Below are 16,162 nucleotides of genomic sequence, written 5' to 3' on the forward strand. Positions count from 1 at the left end.
ACCTCTGCAACTATCAAACTGGTAGTTACATCCTGACCTTTTGCAGATTGAATTACTAGTGCTTCCATTAGGCAACGTTTTTAAGATAGTTGGTAATAATCTCTTGATTTGGGTCTTTCTGATGAGAAGTAGCTTCGTCAACCAAGGCTTGTAGAATAACAGGGTCTTTCTTTTTCCCCCAAGCCACGGCGTAAATCTGATTTAAATTAACATATGGTAGCTTCTTCTTAATTCTTGAAGCATACCCTCTTTTCATAGCCAAACTCTCCCGAATAGAAGTAATGGCTGTTTCGTAGGTTTTTTCTTCTGTGAGTTCCATTTTTGAGTATATTTGTTTTCTCTTGCTGATTGTTGAACAAATATACGCAAGTTAATCTGATTCAGTCAAGTTTATCTGATATTATTTTCAAGTTTTTCTGATTTATTTTTTTTATGAGTTCCTTAGGATTGAGAATCAAACAGTTACGTGAAGCTAAAGGTATGACTAAAATAGCTCTTGCATCATTAGCAGGGCTGTCTGGACAAGGGATAGCTGATATTGAGAAGGGGGAAAGTAAAGACCCAGGCTCAATGGCTATGCTTAGAATTGCTGATTATTTTCAAGTTAATCTGATTTGGTTATTAACCGGGAAAGGAGAAAAACATAAATCAGATAAATCGGAAATTACAACCACCGAATTAAAAACCACTGATGAAGTCATTGTAATCACACCGGACACATCTGATTCAGTAGTGGTACCAATGATCGATATGAAGGCAGCCGCTAATTTCATATCCGGTTATCAATCTTCTGACTATTATAACAACCTCGGACATACCACCCTGCCCGGCTACATGGCAAAAGGAGGAACGCATTATTGGTTACAGGTAACAGGGGACAGTATGGAGACTACCTTATTTGAAGGAGACTGGCTGCTTTGTGAACAAATACCAAGAGGCCAGTGGCACACAGCAGAAGACTTTAGTATACATGTGGTAGTTAGTAAAGACAGAGGGGTACAGGTAAAACGGATCAAGAATAGAATAAAGTCCAAGGGTTTCCTCCGTTGCCGTTCTGACAACCGGGCACACAAACCTTATTCAGTTGTTCATGATGATATACTAGGCTTATGGAAAGTAAAATGGTACCTGTCCAACTACATGCCTAACCGCAATGAAGACCTGTTTAATAAGGTAGATACTGTTGAGGAAAATGTAGAAGACCTCCGCGCCTTAACAGAGCAGTTGATGGAGGAAATGAATAGAATAAAAAAGCAATTACCACCTAAACCATAACCCATGAAAAAATTACTACCCATCCTCTTTTTATTATTCCCCTTTGCTTTAATGGCTCAAACCTCAGATAGCACCGCTATAAAACTAAACCGCTTGGAGACAAGACAAATGGCAGCAGGTGAAAACTTAAAGAAGTTTCATAGCGCTTATTCTACCAGTATGGCTGTAACTATTGCCAGTGGGGCTTTTATGGTGGCAGGAAATGTGCTTGCAGAAGATAACGAAACAAGAAGGTCAGTTACTGTTTTAGGCAGTGCTGGTTTACTTACTGGGGTTATTATTTCAATTGCATCACATAAATATATTAAGCTGGCTGGTATGGAATTAACCGGGCAGGGCACAGGGGTAGGTATTAAGAAACGATTCTAGCACCATGCCACAACTATACAACGACGATATAGAAAACCAGATCAGAAGCCGCTTTATCAAGAAGTTAGATGAGCTTATTGCTACAGGCCGGGCAGATTCCTACGTGGATATTTGCGACAACCTTAAGATATTTAAGTCTGCATTAACTCAGATAAAATTAGGTAAAACTAAACCCACGCTGCGCATGCTTTATAACTTACAAGTGGTTTATGGTATAATGGTAGAGGATATTCTCTTTGAAACACCACCTAAACCTGATGTAGGAAATCTGACTCACCAGATAAAAAAGCTACAAGATGGATTAGATGATATTCTGAAAAGCATCAACAAATAAACACATTCAATTTTGCAAAACACCCTATTCCTGACATCTCCCTTTATTATAAAACACAATAAGCAATATGCCACTCATTCTTATTCTATTATTAATAGAATAAGGGAGCTCCAGTATTGGATCACCTCATTAATGATTACAGATTCAGTTACTGAAAAAGATTTAACCATTGCCGCCATTAAAGCACGTTCTTACCAGTACCACTTACAATATCGCAAGAAGCGTTTAGCTATTGCCACTAAAAGATTAACCCGGTTTTACCCCTTCAGCCTCAACTAAGGCCCAACCATCCAGCAAATCGTTAGCTAGTTTTACTGCTGGCTGCAAAGTATAAGGATCGTATTTAGCCTTATGCCCTAACAACCTTTCCTTTAAAGCATCATTGCCAGTAACTTCATACATTCTACTAGCTGCTGTATGCCGTACATTGTGCGAGCTGATTACCTTATATAAAGGCTCCTGGCTATAAATCGCTTTCTTGTTAATGGTTTTCTTAATGGTAATCAACCGATCTAATCCGGCTTCCATTGCCGCCGCTTTAATCCTTTTATTGTAGTAATTCAAAACGGCTTTGCCTTCCTGTGTAGCAGGTACCGGAATTTTACCGTGCTGCTCAATCAAAGCAGCTGCTCTAGGTGGTACCGGCACATAGGCGCCGTACTGCGTTTTCACCTGGTCTTTATTAACTACTTTAAAGTGGCCGTGCTTCTGGCTGTAATATTCCTGAAAGTGCTCAGGCTTCAAGGTACTTAAATCACTCCAGCGTAAACAAAGCTGTACATCTATAACAAAGGTGTGCGCCGCTTCCTGCAGTTCCTTATTAGAATAGTTAGCCTCCTGCAGTTGTACCACTTCATGCCAGAACAAATCAAAGTTTTGCGGCTCCGCATACGCATGCACCTCTACCCATTCGTAAGGTAAATTAGCTTTACTTAAAATCATCCGGATAAAAGACTGGTGCTTAATCAGGGTATTGTCTTCTATCTCGGTGTTTTCTTCCAGAAAGTCATAATACTTTTGCAGGAGCTGCGGATTAAAATCTTTTGGCCGTAAACCTTTCCGGAATTTTTCCAGCCAGTTGACAATGGTTAATCCTTTCCTTGCTGCATCATACCCCTCAATAGCCTGAGTATTTTTAATCACCGTCTTTTTACCCGGCTCCCGTTCCTTTCTTAAATAAGAAGTTTTCCAGGCCGGGTAAAGCTCATTGTCTTTATTCAGCTTGTCCAGCGATTCCCAAAACCCAAAATAAAAGATTTCTTTAATCGTACCTTTCACCAGGGAGAAAGCCGGGGCCTTCGTCGGATCTATGACCTGTTGCAAGGCTTCTTTGGTAATGGGTTCTCCTTCCCTTCTTAACCGGGCACACTCGGAAAATAATTTCCCATCGAGTTCTTTTAACTCGTGCCGGTAATATAAGAACCGTTCGTGCTTGTTGGTAACAAAAAGATCGGAGTTGGGTAGCCAGTACTTGGGGTTAATAGATATCTTGGTGGATACCCGTACCCGTTCCGGTAGAATCCACGCCATGACTACTGTTTTCGCGGCTTTTGGCTTATCTGGGTAATAATAAATACTCGGCATACTACTGATATAACTACTGATATGCTTTTTTAATATCTACTGATATAACTACTGATATAAAAATTCAGAATCAGGCCGGAAACTTACAATGTATAATCTTAGGAAACAAGCCTAAATGGCTGAAAACAAAGAACCCACCCTGTATTTTACAAGGTGGGTTCTTAATAAACGTGGAGCTGCAGGGAGTCGAACCCTGGTCCAGACAAGGAAACTGTCGCGCTTTCTACATGCTTAGTTGCCGTTGGGTTTTCGAGCAAATCAAGGTCGGCACCAGACCTATTGATTTACCTTAGGTGTTTTGTTTCGCGGTTGCGCCACACCTTCGCAATCGCTATCCAAGCGTTTTCGATGCCCCGTACCCAGCCGCGGTTTGGAGTAGCAGCTGCGGGACAATGACTATTGCTTAATACCTAGATTAAGCAGCCATAGCGTAGTTAGACTCGCCGATTGTTGTTCGAATGACTTTTTCACAGGAGATTCATTCAACTCCCGACATGCTTACACGCAGCCTGCTCAAGCTGTCAATTCCGGTCAGCCCCGTTATTGATTTGTGTACTATTTAAACAGCCAGGAAACAAAAAAGATTCACTGAAAACTGTTTTGAAAAGGCAAATATATAAATAAAGTCCATTGTCTTTAGTTCATAGCCTATAGTTTTTTACTAATTCTTTAGATATTGCTCCTAGGTCTATTATTCTGGCAATGCGCTAAACGAGTTATTAATCTAGTTGCTGCAGAATTAAAGAGGTATTCTTACATTCTTACCTACTTTGTTCCCACTTCTTTCATTTATTTTTTTACCATTTCTGAATTTTAACAATTAAAGTTAAAATTCCTGACTACCACAAACTAACAAAACTCAACTAAAAATCTAGAGACTTTGAATATGGACTATGGACTAAATGAAGTATCTTTGTAAAGGAATGGAAAATTTTGTTGTTTCAGCTCGAAAGTACCGGCCTACCACTTTTGATTCTGTTGTAGGTCAGCATCACATTACTACTACTCTTAAGAATGCTATTACTAGCAACCATTTGGCGCAGGCTTTTTTATTCTGTGGCCCCAGAGGAGTTGGTAAAACTACGTGTGCCCGTATTTTAGCTAAAACTATTAATTGCCAAAACATTACACCAGAAACCGAAGCGTGTAATGAATGTGAATCGTGCCGGAGCTTTAATAACAATGCTTCCTTTAATGTGCATGAGCTTGATGCAGCTTCTAACAATTCGGTAGAAGATATCCGGAATCTGGTAGAACAGGTACGGTATGCTCCTCAGACCGGCAAGTACAAAATCTATATTATAGATGAGGTGCACATGCTCTCCAACTCTGCGTTTAATGCTTTCCTGAAAACGCTGGAAGAACCACCGGCTTATGCCATTTTTATATTAGCTACCACCGAGCGTCACAAAATTATTCCCACCATCCTATCCCGTTGCCAGATATTTGATTTTAACCGGATCCAAATAGGGGACATGGTGAAACACCTGAAGCGAATTTCTTCCAAAGAAGAAATAAAAGCCGAAGATGATGCTTTACACCTGATTTCGCAAAAGGCAGATGGAGCTTTGCGCGATGCTTTGTCCATCTTTGATCAGATGGTAACTTTCTCAGGCAACAACATTACTTATAAAGATACTGTTGCCAACCTTCATATCTTGGATTACGATTATTACTTTAAGCTGACGGACTTTTTATTAGCAGAAAATATAGCCGGCACCTTACTGTTATTTGATGATATCCTTAAAAATGGATTTGACTCTCACAACTTTGTAATTGGCATTGGGGAACACTTCCGGAGTTTATTGGTTTGCAAAGACAATGTAACCGTTCAGTTGCTGCAGGTTTCCGAAAACATTAAAGCTAAATATGCCGAGCAGGCTAATAAAACATCTTTGGCTTTCTTATTATCTGGTTTAAACCTGGTAAGCGCCTGCGATACCAATTTTAAAAACAGTAAAAACCAACGGCTGCATGTAGAGCTCTGTCTCTTGAAATTAGCTAACCTAAACCACGCCGTTAACTTTGCCAAGGACTTCTCTTTAAACGGAGACGTCAAAAAAAAAACTAGTCTAAGTTCCGGTTCCGAAAATCCAGTTTCTCCTAATCCGGGAACTAACGGCACACAAGTTTCAGGTTCCGCTCCAGGCAGTACGACTTATAATAATGTATCGGCTTTAAATGGGAATACCCCTGCGGCACCAAATGCTATGGCTGGTAACGGAGATACAAAACCGGCTAACGGAACACCTTTTGCTCCGGAGACCTCCCCTACGGCTTTAAACAAAATGCCCCCGGTACCGGTAGTTGATTTTCCTAAACCTACTGTGGCCGAGGAACCTGCCTCCAGTATGGCCAATCGGAGTATTGCGATTCCAGCAGCTAAAAAAATGGTTAAGTTACCGAGCCTGAAGGATATTCAAGCGCAGGTAGCCAACCCATCCGCCGGCATAACTAACAAAGTTTCGACTGACGTGGCAGTTCAGCCTGCCGGACCTGTAACCAGTATTACCCAAGAGAATTTCCAAACAGTTTGGCAGTCCCTGATTAATCAGAAAAAGGCCGGAGATAAAATGTCGGAATACATGATTCTGAATCGGCCGGTAACGCTAGACCAGAACCTGGAAATTTTATTACAGGTAGAAAACCCGGTTCAGGTAGCGCAGTTTAACGAAATCCGGGCCGATTTTATGGCGGAGCTTCGTCAGCGATTAGGCAATAACCGGGTAAACATAAAACTAGAGGTAAAAGAACAGGATACAGGCCGTAAACTATATACTTCCCAGGATAAATTTGCTTACCTCTCAGAAAAGTACCCGGTGTTACCCGAGTTAAAAAAACGCTTACTTCTGGACACTGATTTTTAAATATTTGCCTTTTTCGGCTTACTTATTGCTAAAACTTTGTATTCTCTGATAAAAGCTTATTTTTACAGAGTATACCTGATAAATCCTACATTAAAACCACGATTTTCATGAAAAGAATATATTATGGGCTGGCAGTTTTGCTAAGTCTATCTTTTAGCCAATGCAAAACCAGCAGCCCCAATACTGCAGCTTCTAATGCTTCGGAGCAACAAACAGAAGTAAAAGAAAAAGCCTATAAATACGAAACCGTTCCGGATGATCCCTTGAAAGCCCGCATCTACACTTTGGATAATGGCTTAAAAGTATACTTAACCGATTATAAAGATGCCCCTCGCATCCAGACCTATATTGCCGTTAGAGCTGGTAGTAAAAACGATCCCAGCACCGCCACTGGTTTAGCGCATTACCTGGAGCACATGGTGTTTAAAGGTACTTCTAAATTAGGGTCTCAGGACTTTGATAAAGAAAAAGCAGAGTTAGATAAAATTGAGGCTCTTTACGAAGTTTACCGCACTAAAACCGATGCCGCAGAACGGAAAAAAATCTACCACCAGATAGATAGTATTTCCAGTGTAGCCGCTAAATACGCTATTGCCAACGAATACGACAAAATAATGTCGGGTATTGGGGCTAGCGGCACCAATGCTTACACTTTTGTAGAGCAAACGGTTTATATTAATGATATTCCGGCTAACCAAATAGAAAAATGGGCGCAGGTAGAAGCCGAACGATTTGGAGAAATGATACCGCGCTTGTTTCATACGGAATTAGAGGCGGTTTACGAAGAAAAAAACCGGACCCTGGACAATGATGGCCGAAAAGTATTTACAGCTTTACTGGAAGGTTTATTTCAGAAACACCAATATGGCACCCAAACTACCATTGGCACCATAGAGCACCTGAAAAATCCTTCTATCTCGGAAATTAAAAAGTATTTTAATACTTATTATGTACCTAACAATTTTGCGGTATGTATGAGCGGTGATCTGGATTTTGACCAGACCATTCGGGTTATCGATAAATACTTTGGCAAGTTAAAAGCCAGGCCAGTGCCCCAATTTGGTCCGGCCGAAGAAGCTCCCTTAACGCAACCACTAGTAAAGGAAGTGTACGGGCCCAGCGCCGAAAATATTTCTATCGGGTTTCGCTTTCCGGGAGTAAAATCGCACGATGCCCTGGTTCTGCGCATGATAAGTCAGGTATTAGATAATGGCAAAGCTGGTTTAGTGGATTTAAACCTAAACCAGAAACAAGCGGTATTGGGCGCCTCGGCCACCGATATGGAAATGAATGATTATTCTATCCTTACCTTAGCGGGTACGCCGCGGCAAGGGCAAACCCTGGACCAGGTAAAAGCACTTTTACTGAGTCAGATAGAACTGGTAAAACAAGGCAAGTTCGAAGATTGGCTGATTCCAGCAATTGTAAATAATATCAAGATTGCCGAAATGAAGTCGTATGAAAGTAACCAGTCGCGGGCAGATGCTTTTGTATCGGCTTTTACCTCGCACATGGATTGGAAAGAATATTTAGCCCAACGCGACGAATTTGCCAAGATAACCAAACAAGAGGTAATAGATGTTGCTAATAAATATTTGAAAGACAATTACGTAGTTGTTTATAAACGTACGGGCAAAGACCCTAATATCCAGAAAGTAGAGAAACCCGCTATTACGGCCGTTCCGGTAAACCGCGAAGCGCAATCAGACTTTTATAAAAGTGTAATTACGAGTAAAACACCAGAGCTACAACCTGTATTCCTGGATTATAAGAAAGACGTAAGCGAAACAAAAATTAAGAATAATATCCCGGTTTACTTTACCCGCAACCAGGAAAATGGCCTGTTTAACCTGTATTATGTGCTGGAAACCGGGACCAACAATAACCCGAAATTGGGAATGGCCATTAATTACCTGAAATACCTGGGTAACAACCAATACTCAGCCGAGGAACTGCAAAAAGAGTTCTATAAGTTAGGTTCTTCTTTTGATGTTTTCTCTTCGCAGGAACAGGTGTATGTATCGCTTACAGGTCTGGACACTAATTTTGAAAAAGGGCTGGCTCTTTTTGAAAACGTACTTAAAAATCCTAAGCCAGATAAAAAAGCATTAGACAACATGGTGGCGGATATTCTGAAGAAACGGAATGATGCGAAGCTGAATAAAGGCATTATCCATACCCAGGCCATGGTAAATTATGCTAAATATGGCCCGGTAAACCCGTTTACCAGCGTAATTCCGGAAAAAGAGTTAAAGAAAATTACGCCACAGGAACTAGTAAGCTTAATAAAAAGCATCCCAGCCTACGAACATCATATTTTATATTATGGCCCGCGCTCTACCGAAAATTTAGTAGCAACCTTAAATGCCGGCCATCAGGTACCTGCTACTTTAAAGCCTGTACCACCTTTAAAGGTATTTAAAGAACTGGATTTAAAGGAACGCACGGTGTACTGGACAGACTTTAACATGGTGCAGTCCGAGATTATTTTCCTGGCAAAGTCTTTCAATTTTAATAAAGAATTAGTACCAACTATTACCCTTTACAACGAGTATTTCGGGGGCAGTATGGGTTCTATCGTATTCCAGGAATTGCGCGAATCTAAGGCTTTAGCTTATTCCGCCAGTTCCCGTTACACCAGTGCCAGCCGGAAAGACCGCGCCAATTATATTTTATCTTACATTGGTACCCAGTCCGATAAACTACCGGAAGCCATGGAAGGCATGCAAACCTTGCTGAATGATATGCCTCAGGCCGAAGCAAACTTTAATAATGCCAAGGAAAGTATTCTTAACAACATAACAACAGAGCGTATCACTAAATCCGATATATTGTTTGACTACGAGCGGGCAAAACGTTTAGGCCTGGATTACGATATCCGTCAGAATGTTTACCAGAATGTAAACTCCATTACGTTCGATGATTTAAAGAAATTTCAGCAGCAGTTCATTAAAGGCCAGAACCAGGCTATTCTGGTTATCGGCTCTAAGGATCGTCTGGACTTTAAATCGTTAGCTAAATACGGCAAAGTGAAACAATTAACCTTGAAGGAGCTGTTTGGGTACTAAAACTTAAGGCTTAATTTAAAATAAAAAGGCTGCCAATTTTTTGGCAGCCTTTTTATTTTAAACAGTTTATTATTACGAGAAGGTGACAAATTCCCAACCTAGACTAGGTACTTAACTATAAGATGGCGAAGCTACCTGAGAGGTTTCGTTAGCTACCAAACATATTCATTAAAATATACCTTAAGGTTTAAAATATTCAGTTTTCCTTTTTTCAAATAACTCGGCTACGCTTTCCCCGTTTAACCCAGTCCAATTTCCGTGAATATCTTTCTTAACCGGGTCAAATTGATATTTATAATGATAAAATTTGTTATCCTCTTCTGATTTCAAAAGATACATTATTACATATTCATAGTTTTCAAATTTAGGCCGCCCGTAGTGGTCGAAGGCCTGAAAAGTAATCGTGTTCTGCTTTAAGTTATTAAATACCGGACTTATAATTTTATATTTAGCCGTAAACCCCTGATCAAAATATAAAACATCCTGGTAAACAGTATCACCATCTAACCCTATAAACATTTCTTTTTTATTTGGGTCCCTTATAATTTTTTCAACTGAAATCTTTTGACCAATAAAAGCATATACGTTAATGCTACCATCTTCTTTATAGAATTCTGGGTGAATCAGAACATCTGTTGTTCTGCAACCAACCAGGGAGCATAAAAAAACCAAGAGTAAAAGTTTGTGTCTCATATTTTAAGATTTAAAATAACAGATTTTGTATTCGATAAGCCGGCTAATTTTCTTGCAGGTTCTAGCTTTCCAGCTAAACTTGTTTAGAAATGTAAACGGGAATACAACCCTGTTAAATTAAAGTTATGCTAGGGCTTATACTGCTTAGTTAAGGTAGCTAATATATTAAAGACTATAGCCTATTGAAGCCCATACCTGCACATCTGGGTGTCCTTTTGAATAGGTATTAGGGTCTGAAAGATTAAGGTTTAAATACCTGCCATATCCCACACTAATTTGTGCATCAAAATTAATTCGGCTTTTAGTAAAATAAGAAAGTCCAAAGGAGCCGCCACCTCGGATAGAATGGCCAGAAAATTCTCGGGAAGAATAGCCAAAGAAACCCATATCATCAAATGACTTTCCTCTTGTCCGGATGGATCGGTATAAATTTCCCACATAGATTCCACCGTAGGGACTTAGAGTCTGATAAGTCAAATCAGTAAAATACTTTTTTGTTCTTAATAAAAACCCCTGGTATTTATAATGATCTGTCAATAGGATATCATCAAACCTTCCTTGAACAAAAGATCCTTCAACACTAAAAGACTTACCAAAAAATTTTTCAATGGAGATAGTGGGTCTTTTTGCAATCAAACTTAAAACATTCGTTTTAACAACCCATCTATTTCCCAATGGCTTTAAAGCTTGCTGCCCACACAAAAGGGATGGCATAAAGCAGAGAAATAAAATCACTACTGTTTTCATATTAAAATTTAATTATTTTAAAGTAAACCCTAGTGGAATGGTTCTGTGTTAAGGGCAGGCGAACCCAGTAGCCTTAACTTTTACATTATGTTGGCAAGCAATGGTCTCATACCGTAATTATTATCATGTCCTATACGACCTTCTCATCGTCCTTAGCCCGTGCTTCTGCTTTATTTAAAAACTTATTTTTTTCACTTATTCAGCTTTCGGCCTGTTTAGCTGGCTGGCTCCGTTGGTCTATGTGATTAAGAGCTAACTTTCCCTTTAATAGCAATAGGTATTTATAATTGATTCCAAACAGCTAAAACTGCTCGTGTACTTGTCTGTAGATATAGTTCTTAAACCCAGATCAGTGAAAGCTTTATTAATACGCACTGGCTATTGCTTTACCCAAATTTTCTAACTTCACCAGACTGGCACTTTTGTTTTTTCTTGCAGATTAAGTGTTGGGGTTCATTATTTACCGATGTTGGTCAAACAAAATGATATTTCCGTCTGGGTCAGCTACCATAAGACTGGCAGGTCCAGAAGTTTCTTCATCAGCCTCGGTTATTAGCTCAATTCCTTTACTATTTAGTTGTCGCTGAATTTTCCTAACATCATCGAATACTTCCGTGTTACTGGCATTTTGATCCCAACCTGGATTAAAGGTCAAAATATTATCTTCAAACATACCTTGAAATAGCCCGATAATGGAGCTTTCGTTCTTCATTATGAGATAATTTTGATCCATGCTTCCAGCAAAAATGGTAAATCCTAAGTGCTCATAAAATTGCTTTGATGTCTCCAGGTTCTTGACGTTGAGACTAATCGAAAATGCGCCTAAATTCATATTGTTTTCTTTTACGTGGTTATGTTTGCTGGTAATGGGCCGCGGCTAAAAAGCGCTTTGGTGACTTTGAATGTTGATGGCTCTATTTACTTTTTATTGAGGAGAAGTCAAATTCATTTCTATCAATAGATTTTAGTTTAACCTCCTTCTCCTCTGAGTCTATTTTAACCTTTATTATTTGAGTTGGTATATTTTCTAATTCGTAACATAGATTTTTGATTTCGTTGTTATCTAAACATACCTTATCTTGAATAACCTTCCCATTAAATAGCACAGCTTCAACTATGGCGCATATTTCCTTTGTTCCAGAATTTGTTAAATGTAATTCTGTTGGAGTGGAGGCACCAAAGCATCTTAATTTAGGATGTGAGTTACATCCAGCAAATAGGAACATTGTCATTATTACTATTCTTCTTTTCATTATAATTGATTGCTACTGTCCAAGGGTTTTAAGAAAGGCGGGCATTTAAAAATATTTCGTCCCACTTTAGTACTTCAGTTGCATGGCTTGATTTCAGGTAAGAATAGTGCTTCAGCCCGACTTTTTTAAAGCTTCTGTTAGCCATAGTGATTATTTTTAAGTTATTTGCGGCTAGTGTTTAATAGCTACACCCTCACTCACTGGAAGGAGAATACGAGCCGTAAAGTTTCTTTACCTCGGCCGCAGGTGGACCTTGCTTTTCCTTCCAATCCTTTTTCAAAGGTGGTTCACTCCAGGGCATTGTGGGTATTAGCAGCTTCGGAAAATTGATGAAGACATCTTTTTCACTGCGTTTCAGTACCGCGTCCAGGGGTATATAAACAGCTGTTTTAAAAATCAACCCTTCTGAAAGCTGCAGGTAGCCTTCTGTTTCTTCGTTTGCTTTCACCACTTTTTCTACCGTTCCGATTTCGCCGTTATCTGATCCGCGAACGGTGTCACCCTCGTAAACCTCTATTCCATTTTCTGATGAAGTGCCAATTGCTGCCAAAAAAGATTCTACTTTCATTACCGCATTGCCGATTAATGGATAATTAAGATGGATAGAAGCTTCATATTCAGGAATGCTTGCTGCACCAATAGCATTGGAAAGGTAGGTTACATCATATCCCGATTCCATCGCATGTCTTCCCGTGGACTCACAACACAGATTGGCAGTCATACCTGCAATGACCAAATGCGTAATCCCTTTGTTTTGCAAATAGCCAGGAAGGTCTGTACTGAAAACATCAGAAGTTTTATGTGGAAGAAGTACTATGTCCCCTTCCTTTGGTTGTAACTCCGGATGAAAATCAGCTCCCCAACTTCCTGCCAGGAACATTTTTCGTTCAAACATCAGGCGGTTAATACCGCTTCTGCGTTGCAACTGTTCATTGGCATAATCTTCTTCTGTATAGGCCATAGGTCCCCAAAAAACTGGAATACCTTTTTCTCGTGCGCCTTCAACTGCAAGCTTTATATTTTCTACCACGTTATTCATTTTCACTGTGTGCATGGTTAAATCCCAGGCTGCTCCGCCTTCAGAAAGAAAATCATTCACAGGATCAATGATCAGGAGCGCAGTACGATCCCGCGAAAACAAAAGTGTTGTTTCGTGCTTTGGTAAATAGGTGAGCGACGTATTTTGTGGCATATGTGCTTACAATTTTATGTTGAACTTATTTTTAGTATAGGTATACGAAGCTGTAAAAAAATATAAGCATACAATTGCGGCTAACGGTTGGGCTAGAAAGTGTGAAAAGGTTTTTAGGTTTGGTTATGTGTAGTTTTACCCATGCTTAACAAGCTTAAAATCAGCATTTTCAAGTATGATAATTGCATCACCACCAATTGGTGTCAAGCCTCCTTTGATTTCTCCATCGTTATATAGCAACACAATTGGGTCGATAAATGTGTATGAAATAGCATCGTAATTGTCATTATATAGTCCGTCTTTACTAACTGGATAGCTCTTAAACATTTCCTTATTGTATGTTGGCTGCATGGCTTTTATTAGTGCCTTTTCAGCATCTAGAAATACTTTTTCTTGATGAGGGTAATTTTCACCAAGAAAAGCAGCAACCATATCTTTCACATCAGATCCTTTTCCGAATGATTGAAATTGCAAATTGTTTTGGAACTCAAAAGGAAGAATTACAATTTCATTTGCTGGTAATTGTTTTTCAGTAACAGGTGATTCTAGTGAAAGAATATCTTGAAATGTTGAATGCCCTGTTAGGCGTCTTAGTATACTTTGCTTAGTTGCTTTTCCAACATAATGCACCTTGTATTGTAGAAAGGATTGCCAATCCCCCTCAATTTCACAATCTATACTTCCTTTCCACCAGTTTTGGAGAAGTTTTTCCGGGGAAAACCAAATAATAAACTCTTTTCCCTCTTTTCTGTGTTTAGCCAAGGAAAAGCCATGAATATTTTTGAACTGTAGTTTATCCTGTTTAGTCGAATTGTCTAGATAATTAAAAGCCACATCAACAACATTGTCCTCCATTAACCCAAATACTTCTTGGTCAAAAGGTAGCTTGCATTTCAATATGTTAGGATTGTTTCTTTGATGAATTTCAAAGTTTAATTGATATATGGCTGTGTCAGGGCTAACATTCTCAAAAGTAATAACAGGTCTTTGCCCAATTAGGTAAAGGCTTGCTTTTTCAAGTGCTCTTTCAACCAATTTATCGTCCTTGACTATAGCGAATTCATATGCTGTCAAAGGAGCATAGGCTAATTCAAGTTGATTTAATAGGCTTTTGCGGTTCATAAAAATAATACATAACGTACTTGGCTAAGGCACGCTTTAGTTTGTGTTGTGAGATGTAATGTTACTCAAGTACTAAGGTTTTTTTGTACTGGTTTACAGTTACCGCTCTTACTGGCTGACCTATTTTAGAGGTAACATAACAATGTTCAAGCATAAGATTCCATCCTTTTCTTAAGTCGATTTTCTTTGAGGTCAGCATACCATTTATCCTTATGTCTAAATCAACTATTCGAATGGGAGTAATTTTATTCAGCTTGGTCTTCTTATTTTTATATAAAATCCACAGACCTTTATCATCCTGATAAATGGTAAATTGCGTAATACCAGTAGAAAAATCTGACTGAACAATTGCATTACTTACAACTTCCTGCCCATTTATTCCTACATCTACAGTATCAGACTCAAAGCAGCTTCCAATTGTTAGTGAGAAGTCATTCTTTTTAAGCTTTTTTTGGCTAATACAGGCTACAGCTAAGAGTTGAATACATATTAGTATATGAAGATATTTTTCATCAATTTTATAACTCACAACTTGTAGCTAAACGAAACCTGTTCCGGTTATTAACGCTTTGGGTGGTCTAATTAAAGCTGCAACGGCTTTCAATTGAGAGGACTACTCACCACTTAATTAATAATAATATGAAATTCGGGCGGATAAAAAAAGCTACCGAAATTATATTTCAGTAGCTTGTATATTATAAACGATCTTTATTTAGGTCATCACTAACACGGGCTGTTACTAATGAAACCTATAGTTAAAGCCCATATTTAAAGTAGACTTCTGATTCTTAAAGCCACTAGTCAAATTCTTGTTCAACAGTAACATTTCTCCGAAAATATTAAACCGGTTGCCAAGCTTGTAATTTGCACCTAATCCTAAAGACAAATACATATTTAAAGCTGCACTTTCATCCAAACTCCGATAAGTTACTATTTCATTTACCGAAGACGTATGGTTAACCCTGGTTTTGCCAAAAGCTGCCGTTAACGAACTAGTACCGTAAAACTGGAGGCGTTGTCCCAGATTTAAAAAATTATATCGGAAGGAAACCGGAACAATAAACCCTCTGGTTTTTATGGTATCGTAACTTCCTTCTATAGAACCAGCGTTATTGTATTCGCTTCCGGTTTGCCAGTTCTCATGTGCATAAGCTGCCCCAATTTGTACACTGGTATTTTTACTCAGCATATACCCGACATGAATGCCCGGGTAGGTAATATAATTTGGATTAAACCTACTAGTTGCCGGATTACTATTTCGGGGCGCTAAGGAATATTGCGTATTGGTATAATTTACGCCTATATAAAATTTCCGGGGCTGATTAATAGTTGTTCCCTTTTCCTGAGCAAATGCTGAAAATGAACCATAAAGTATAAAGAACAAGACAAAGGGAAGTGATAATTTCATAGTTAATTTTTAAGATTGCTGTTGTATTCAAAAGTAAGATTAGCTTTGATCCCTTGAGGTTGCTTCGGTCTTAAAATATATTTTAAATTATCATAGAGGTCAGCACCTATCGTTGATTTTATAATTAATTGAAAGTTTTAATCTTTTAAGAATTGTATGATGGTAATGCACCACTATTAGGTATTACCAGGCTTATGCCCGGATAAATTGCCAGTTGGCTATAGTGGATAGATTGCCAATCAGGCTAAAC

At 38.9% G+C, this 16,162-nt stretch carries 16 protein-coding genes and 1 other RNA gene; 6 read left to right on the plus strand and 11 right to left on the minus strand.

Annotation, left to right across the window (positions count from 1 at the left end):
* Positions 1–67 precede the first annotated feature (67 nt).
* Entirely contained in the window at positions 68–319 is a 252-nt protein-coding gene (locus tag ADHAQ_RS0101845) for a hypothetical protein (protein WP_026461480.1), read from the minus strand.
* 113 nt (positions 320–432) lie between these two features.
* Between ADHAQ_RS0101845 and ADHAQ_RS0101850 the strand changes: the two genes are divergently transcribed.
* The 4 genes from ADHAQ_RS0101850 to ADHAQ_RS27940 are packed head-to-tail and all read left to right on the plus strand — an operon-like array spanning position 433 to position 2,257.
* Complete coding sequence (locus ADHAQ_RS0101850; RefSeq protein ID WP_071781079.1) at positions 433–1,275, plus strand: XRE family transcriptional regulator; 843 nt, start codon at positions 433–435, stop codon at positions 1,273–1,275.
* A gap of 3 nt (positions 1,276–1,278) precedes the next feature.
* Positions 1,279–1,644 carry a hypothetical protein gene (locus ADHAQ_RS0101855; RefSeq protein ID WP_026461482.1) on the plus strand — a complete coding sequence of 122 codons (366 nt, stop codon included), beginning with the start codon at positions 1,279–1,281 and terminating at the stop codon, positions 1,642–1,644.
* A gap of 4 nt (positions 1,645–1,648) precedes the next feature.
* Entirely contained in the window at positions 1,649–1,978 is a 330-nt protein-coding gene (locus tag ADHAQ_RS0101860; RefSeq protein WP_026461483.1) for a hypothetical protein, read from the plus strand.
* Between the two features lie 12 nt (positions 1,979–1,990).
* Positions 1,991–2,257 (plus strand): hypothetical protein, encoded by a 267-nt coding sequence (locus ADHAQ_RS27940; RefSeq protein ID WP_157433322.1) that lies wholly within the window; start codon positions 1,991–1,993, stop codon positions 2,255–2,257.
* Here the strand turns inward: ADHAQ_RS27940 and ADHAQ_RS0101865 are convergent.
* Together ADHAQ_RS0101865 and ssrA are read right to left on the minus strand one after the other, a co-directional pair.
* Positions 2,225–3,508: a phage integrase SAM-like domain-containing protein gene (locus ADHAQ_RS0101865; protein WP_157433323.1), complete on the minus strand. Its 1,284-nt coding sequence runs from the start codon at positions 3,506–3,508 to the stop codon at positions 2,225–2,227. The two genes, ADHAQ_RS27940 and ADHAQ_RS0101865, sit on opposite strands and share 33 nt — an antisense overlap.
* A gap of 222 nt (positions 3,509–3,730) precedes the next feature.
* Positions 3,731–4,101, minus strand: a transfer-messenger RNA (tmRNA) gene (ssrA, locus tag ADHAQ_RS27565).
* A gap of 384 nt (positions 4,102–4,485) precedes the next feature.
* On the opposite strand from ssrA, the gene ADHAQ_RS0101870 reads away from it, so the two are divergent.
* The gene (locus ADHAQ_RS0101870; protein ID WP_026461485.1) at positions 4,486–6,429 is read left to right on the plus strand and encodes a DNA polymerase III subunit gamma/tau; all 1,944 of its coding nucleotides are present in this window, start codon (positions 4,486–4,488) and stop codon (positions 6,427–6,429) included.
* Between the two features lie 107 nt (positions 6,430–6,536).
* Complete coding sequence (locus tag ADHAQ_RS0101875; protein ID WP_026461486.1) at positions 6,537–9,497, plus strand: M16 family metallopeptidase; 2,961 nt, start codon at positions 6,537–6,539, stop codon at positions 9,495–9,497.
* Between the two features lie 180 nt (positions 9,498–9,677).
* Here the strand turns inward: ADHAQ_RS0101875 and ADHAQ_RS0101880 are convergent, their stop codons facing one another.
* The 8 genes from ADHAQ_RS0101880 to ADHAQ_RS0101915 all read right to left on the minus strand — a co-directional run bounded on the left by ADHAQ_RS0101880 (position 9,678) and on the right by ADHAQ_RS0101915 (position 15,912).
* Positions 9,678–10,190 carry a hypothetical protein gene (locus ADHAQ_RS0101880; RefSeq protein ID WP_157433324.1) on the minus strand — a complete coding sequence of 171 codons (513 nt, stop codon included), beginning with the start codon at positions 10,188–10,190 and terminating at the stop codon, positions 9,678–9,680.
* A gap of 165 nt (positions 10,191–10,355) precedes the next feature.
* Complete coding sequence (locus tag ADHAQ_RS0101885) at positions 10,356–10,937, minus strand: DUF3575 domain-containing protein (protein ID WP_026461488.1); 582 nt, start codon at positions 10,935–10,937, stop codon at positions 10,356–10,358.
* A 460-nt stretch (positions 10,938–11,397) separates the two neighbouring features.
* The gene (locus ADHAQ_RS0101890; protein WP_026461489.1) at positions 11,398–11,769 is read right to left on the minus strand and encodes a VOC family protein; all 372 of its coding nucleotides are present in this window, start codon (positions 11,767–11,769) and stop codon (positions 11,398–11,400) included.
* A gap of 82 nt (positions 11,770–11,851) precedes the next feature.
* Positions 11,852–12,190, minus strand: a complete 339-nt coding sequence (locus ADHAQ_RS0101895; RefSeq protein ID WP_026461490.1) for a hypothetical protein — start codon at positions 12,188–12,190, stop codon at positions 11,852–11,854.
* A gap of 193 nt (positions 12,191–12,383) precedes the next feature.
* Positions 12,384–13,382, minus strand: coding sequence for a cysteine hydrolase family protein (locus ADHAQ_RS27030; protein ID WP_084523701.1), 999 nt, complete (start codon positions 13,380–13,382; stop codon positions 12,384–12,386).
* A gap of 135 nt (positions 13,383–13,517) precedes the next feature.
* Positions 13,518–14,504 carry a hypothetical protein gene (locus ADHAQ_RS0101905; RefSeq protein ID WP_026461491.1) on the minus strand — a complete coding sequence of 329 codons (987 nt, stop codon included), beginning with the start codon at positions 14,502–14,504 and terminating at the stop codon, positions 13,518–13,520.
* 61 nt (positions 14,505–14,565) lie between these two features.
* Positions 14,566–15,033, minus strand: a complete 468-nt coding sequence (locus tag ADHAQ_RS0101910) for a hypothetical protein (protein WP_026461492.1) — start codon at positions 15,031–15,033, stop codon at positions 14,566–14,568.
* Positions 15,034–15,243: 210 nt separating this feature from the next.
* The gene (locus ADHAQ_RS0101915; protein WP_026461493.1) at positions 15,244–15,912 is read right to left on the minus strand and encodes an outer membrane beta-barrel protein; all 669 of its coding nucleotides are present in this window, start codon (positions 15,910–15,912) and stop codon (positions 15,244–15,246) included.
* Positions 15,913–16,162 lie beyond the last annotated feature (250 nt).

Source organism: Adhaeribacter aquaticus DSM 16391 (assembly GCF_000473365.1).
In the GTDB taxonomy this organism is placed as follows: Bacteria; Bacteroidota; Bacteroidia; order Cytophagales; family Hymenobacteraceae; genus Adhaeribacter; species Adhaeribacter aquaticus.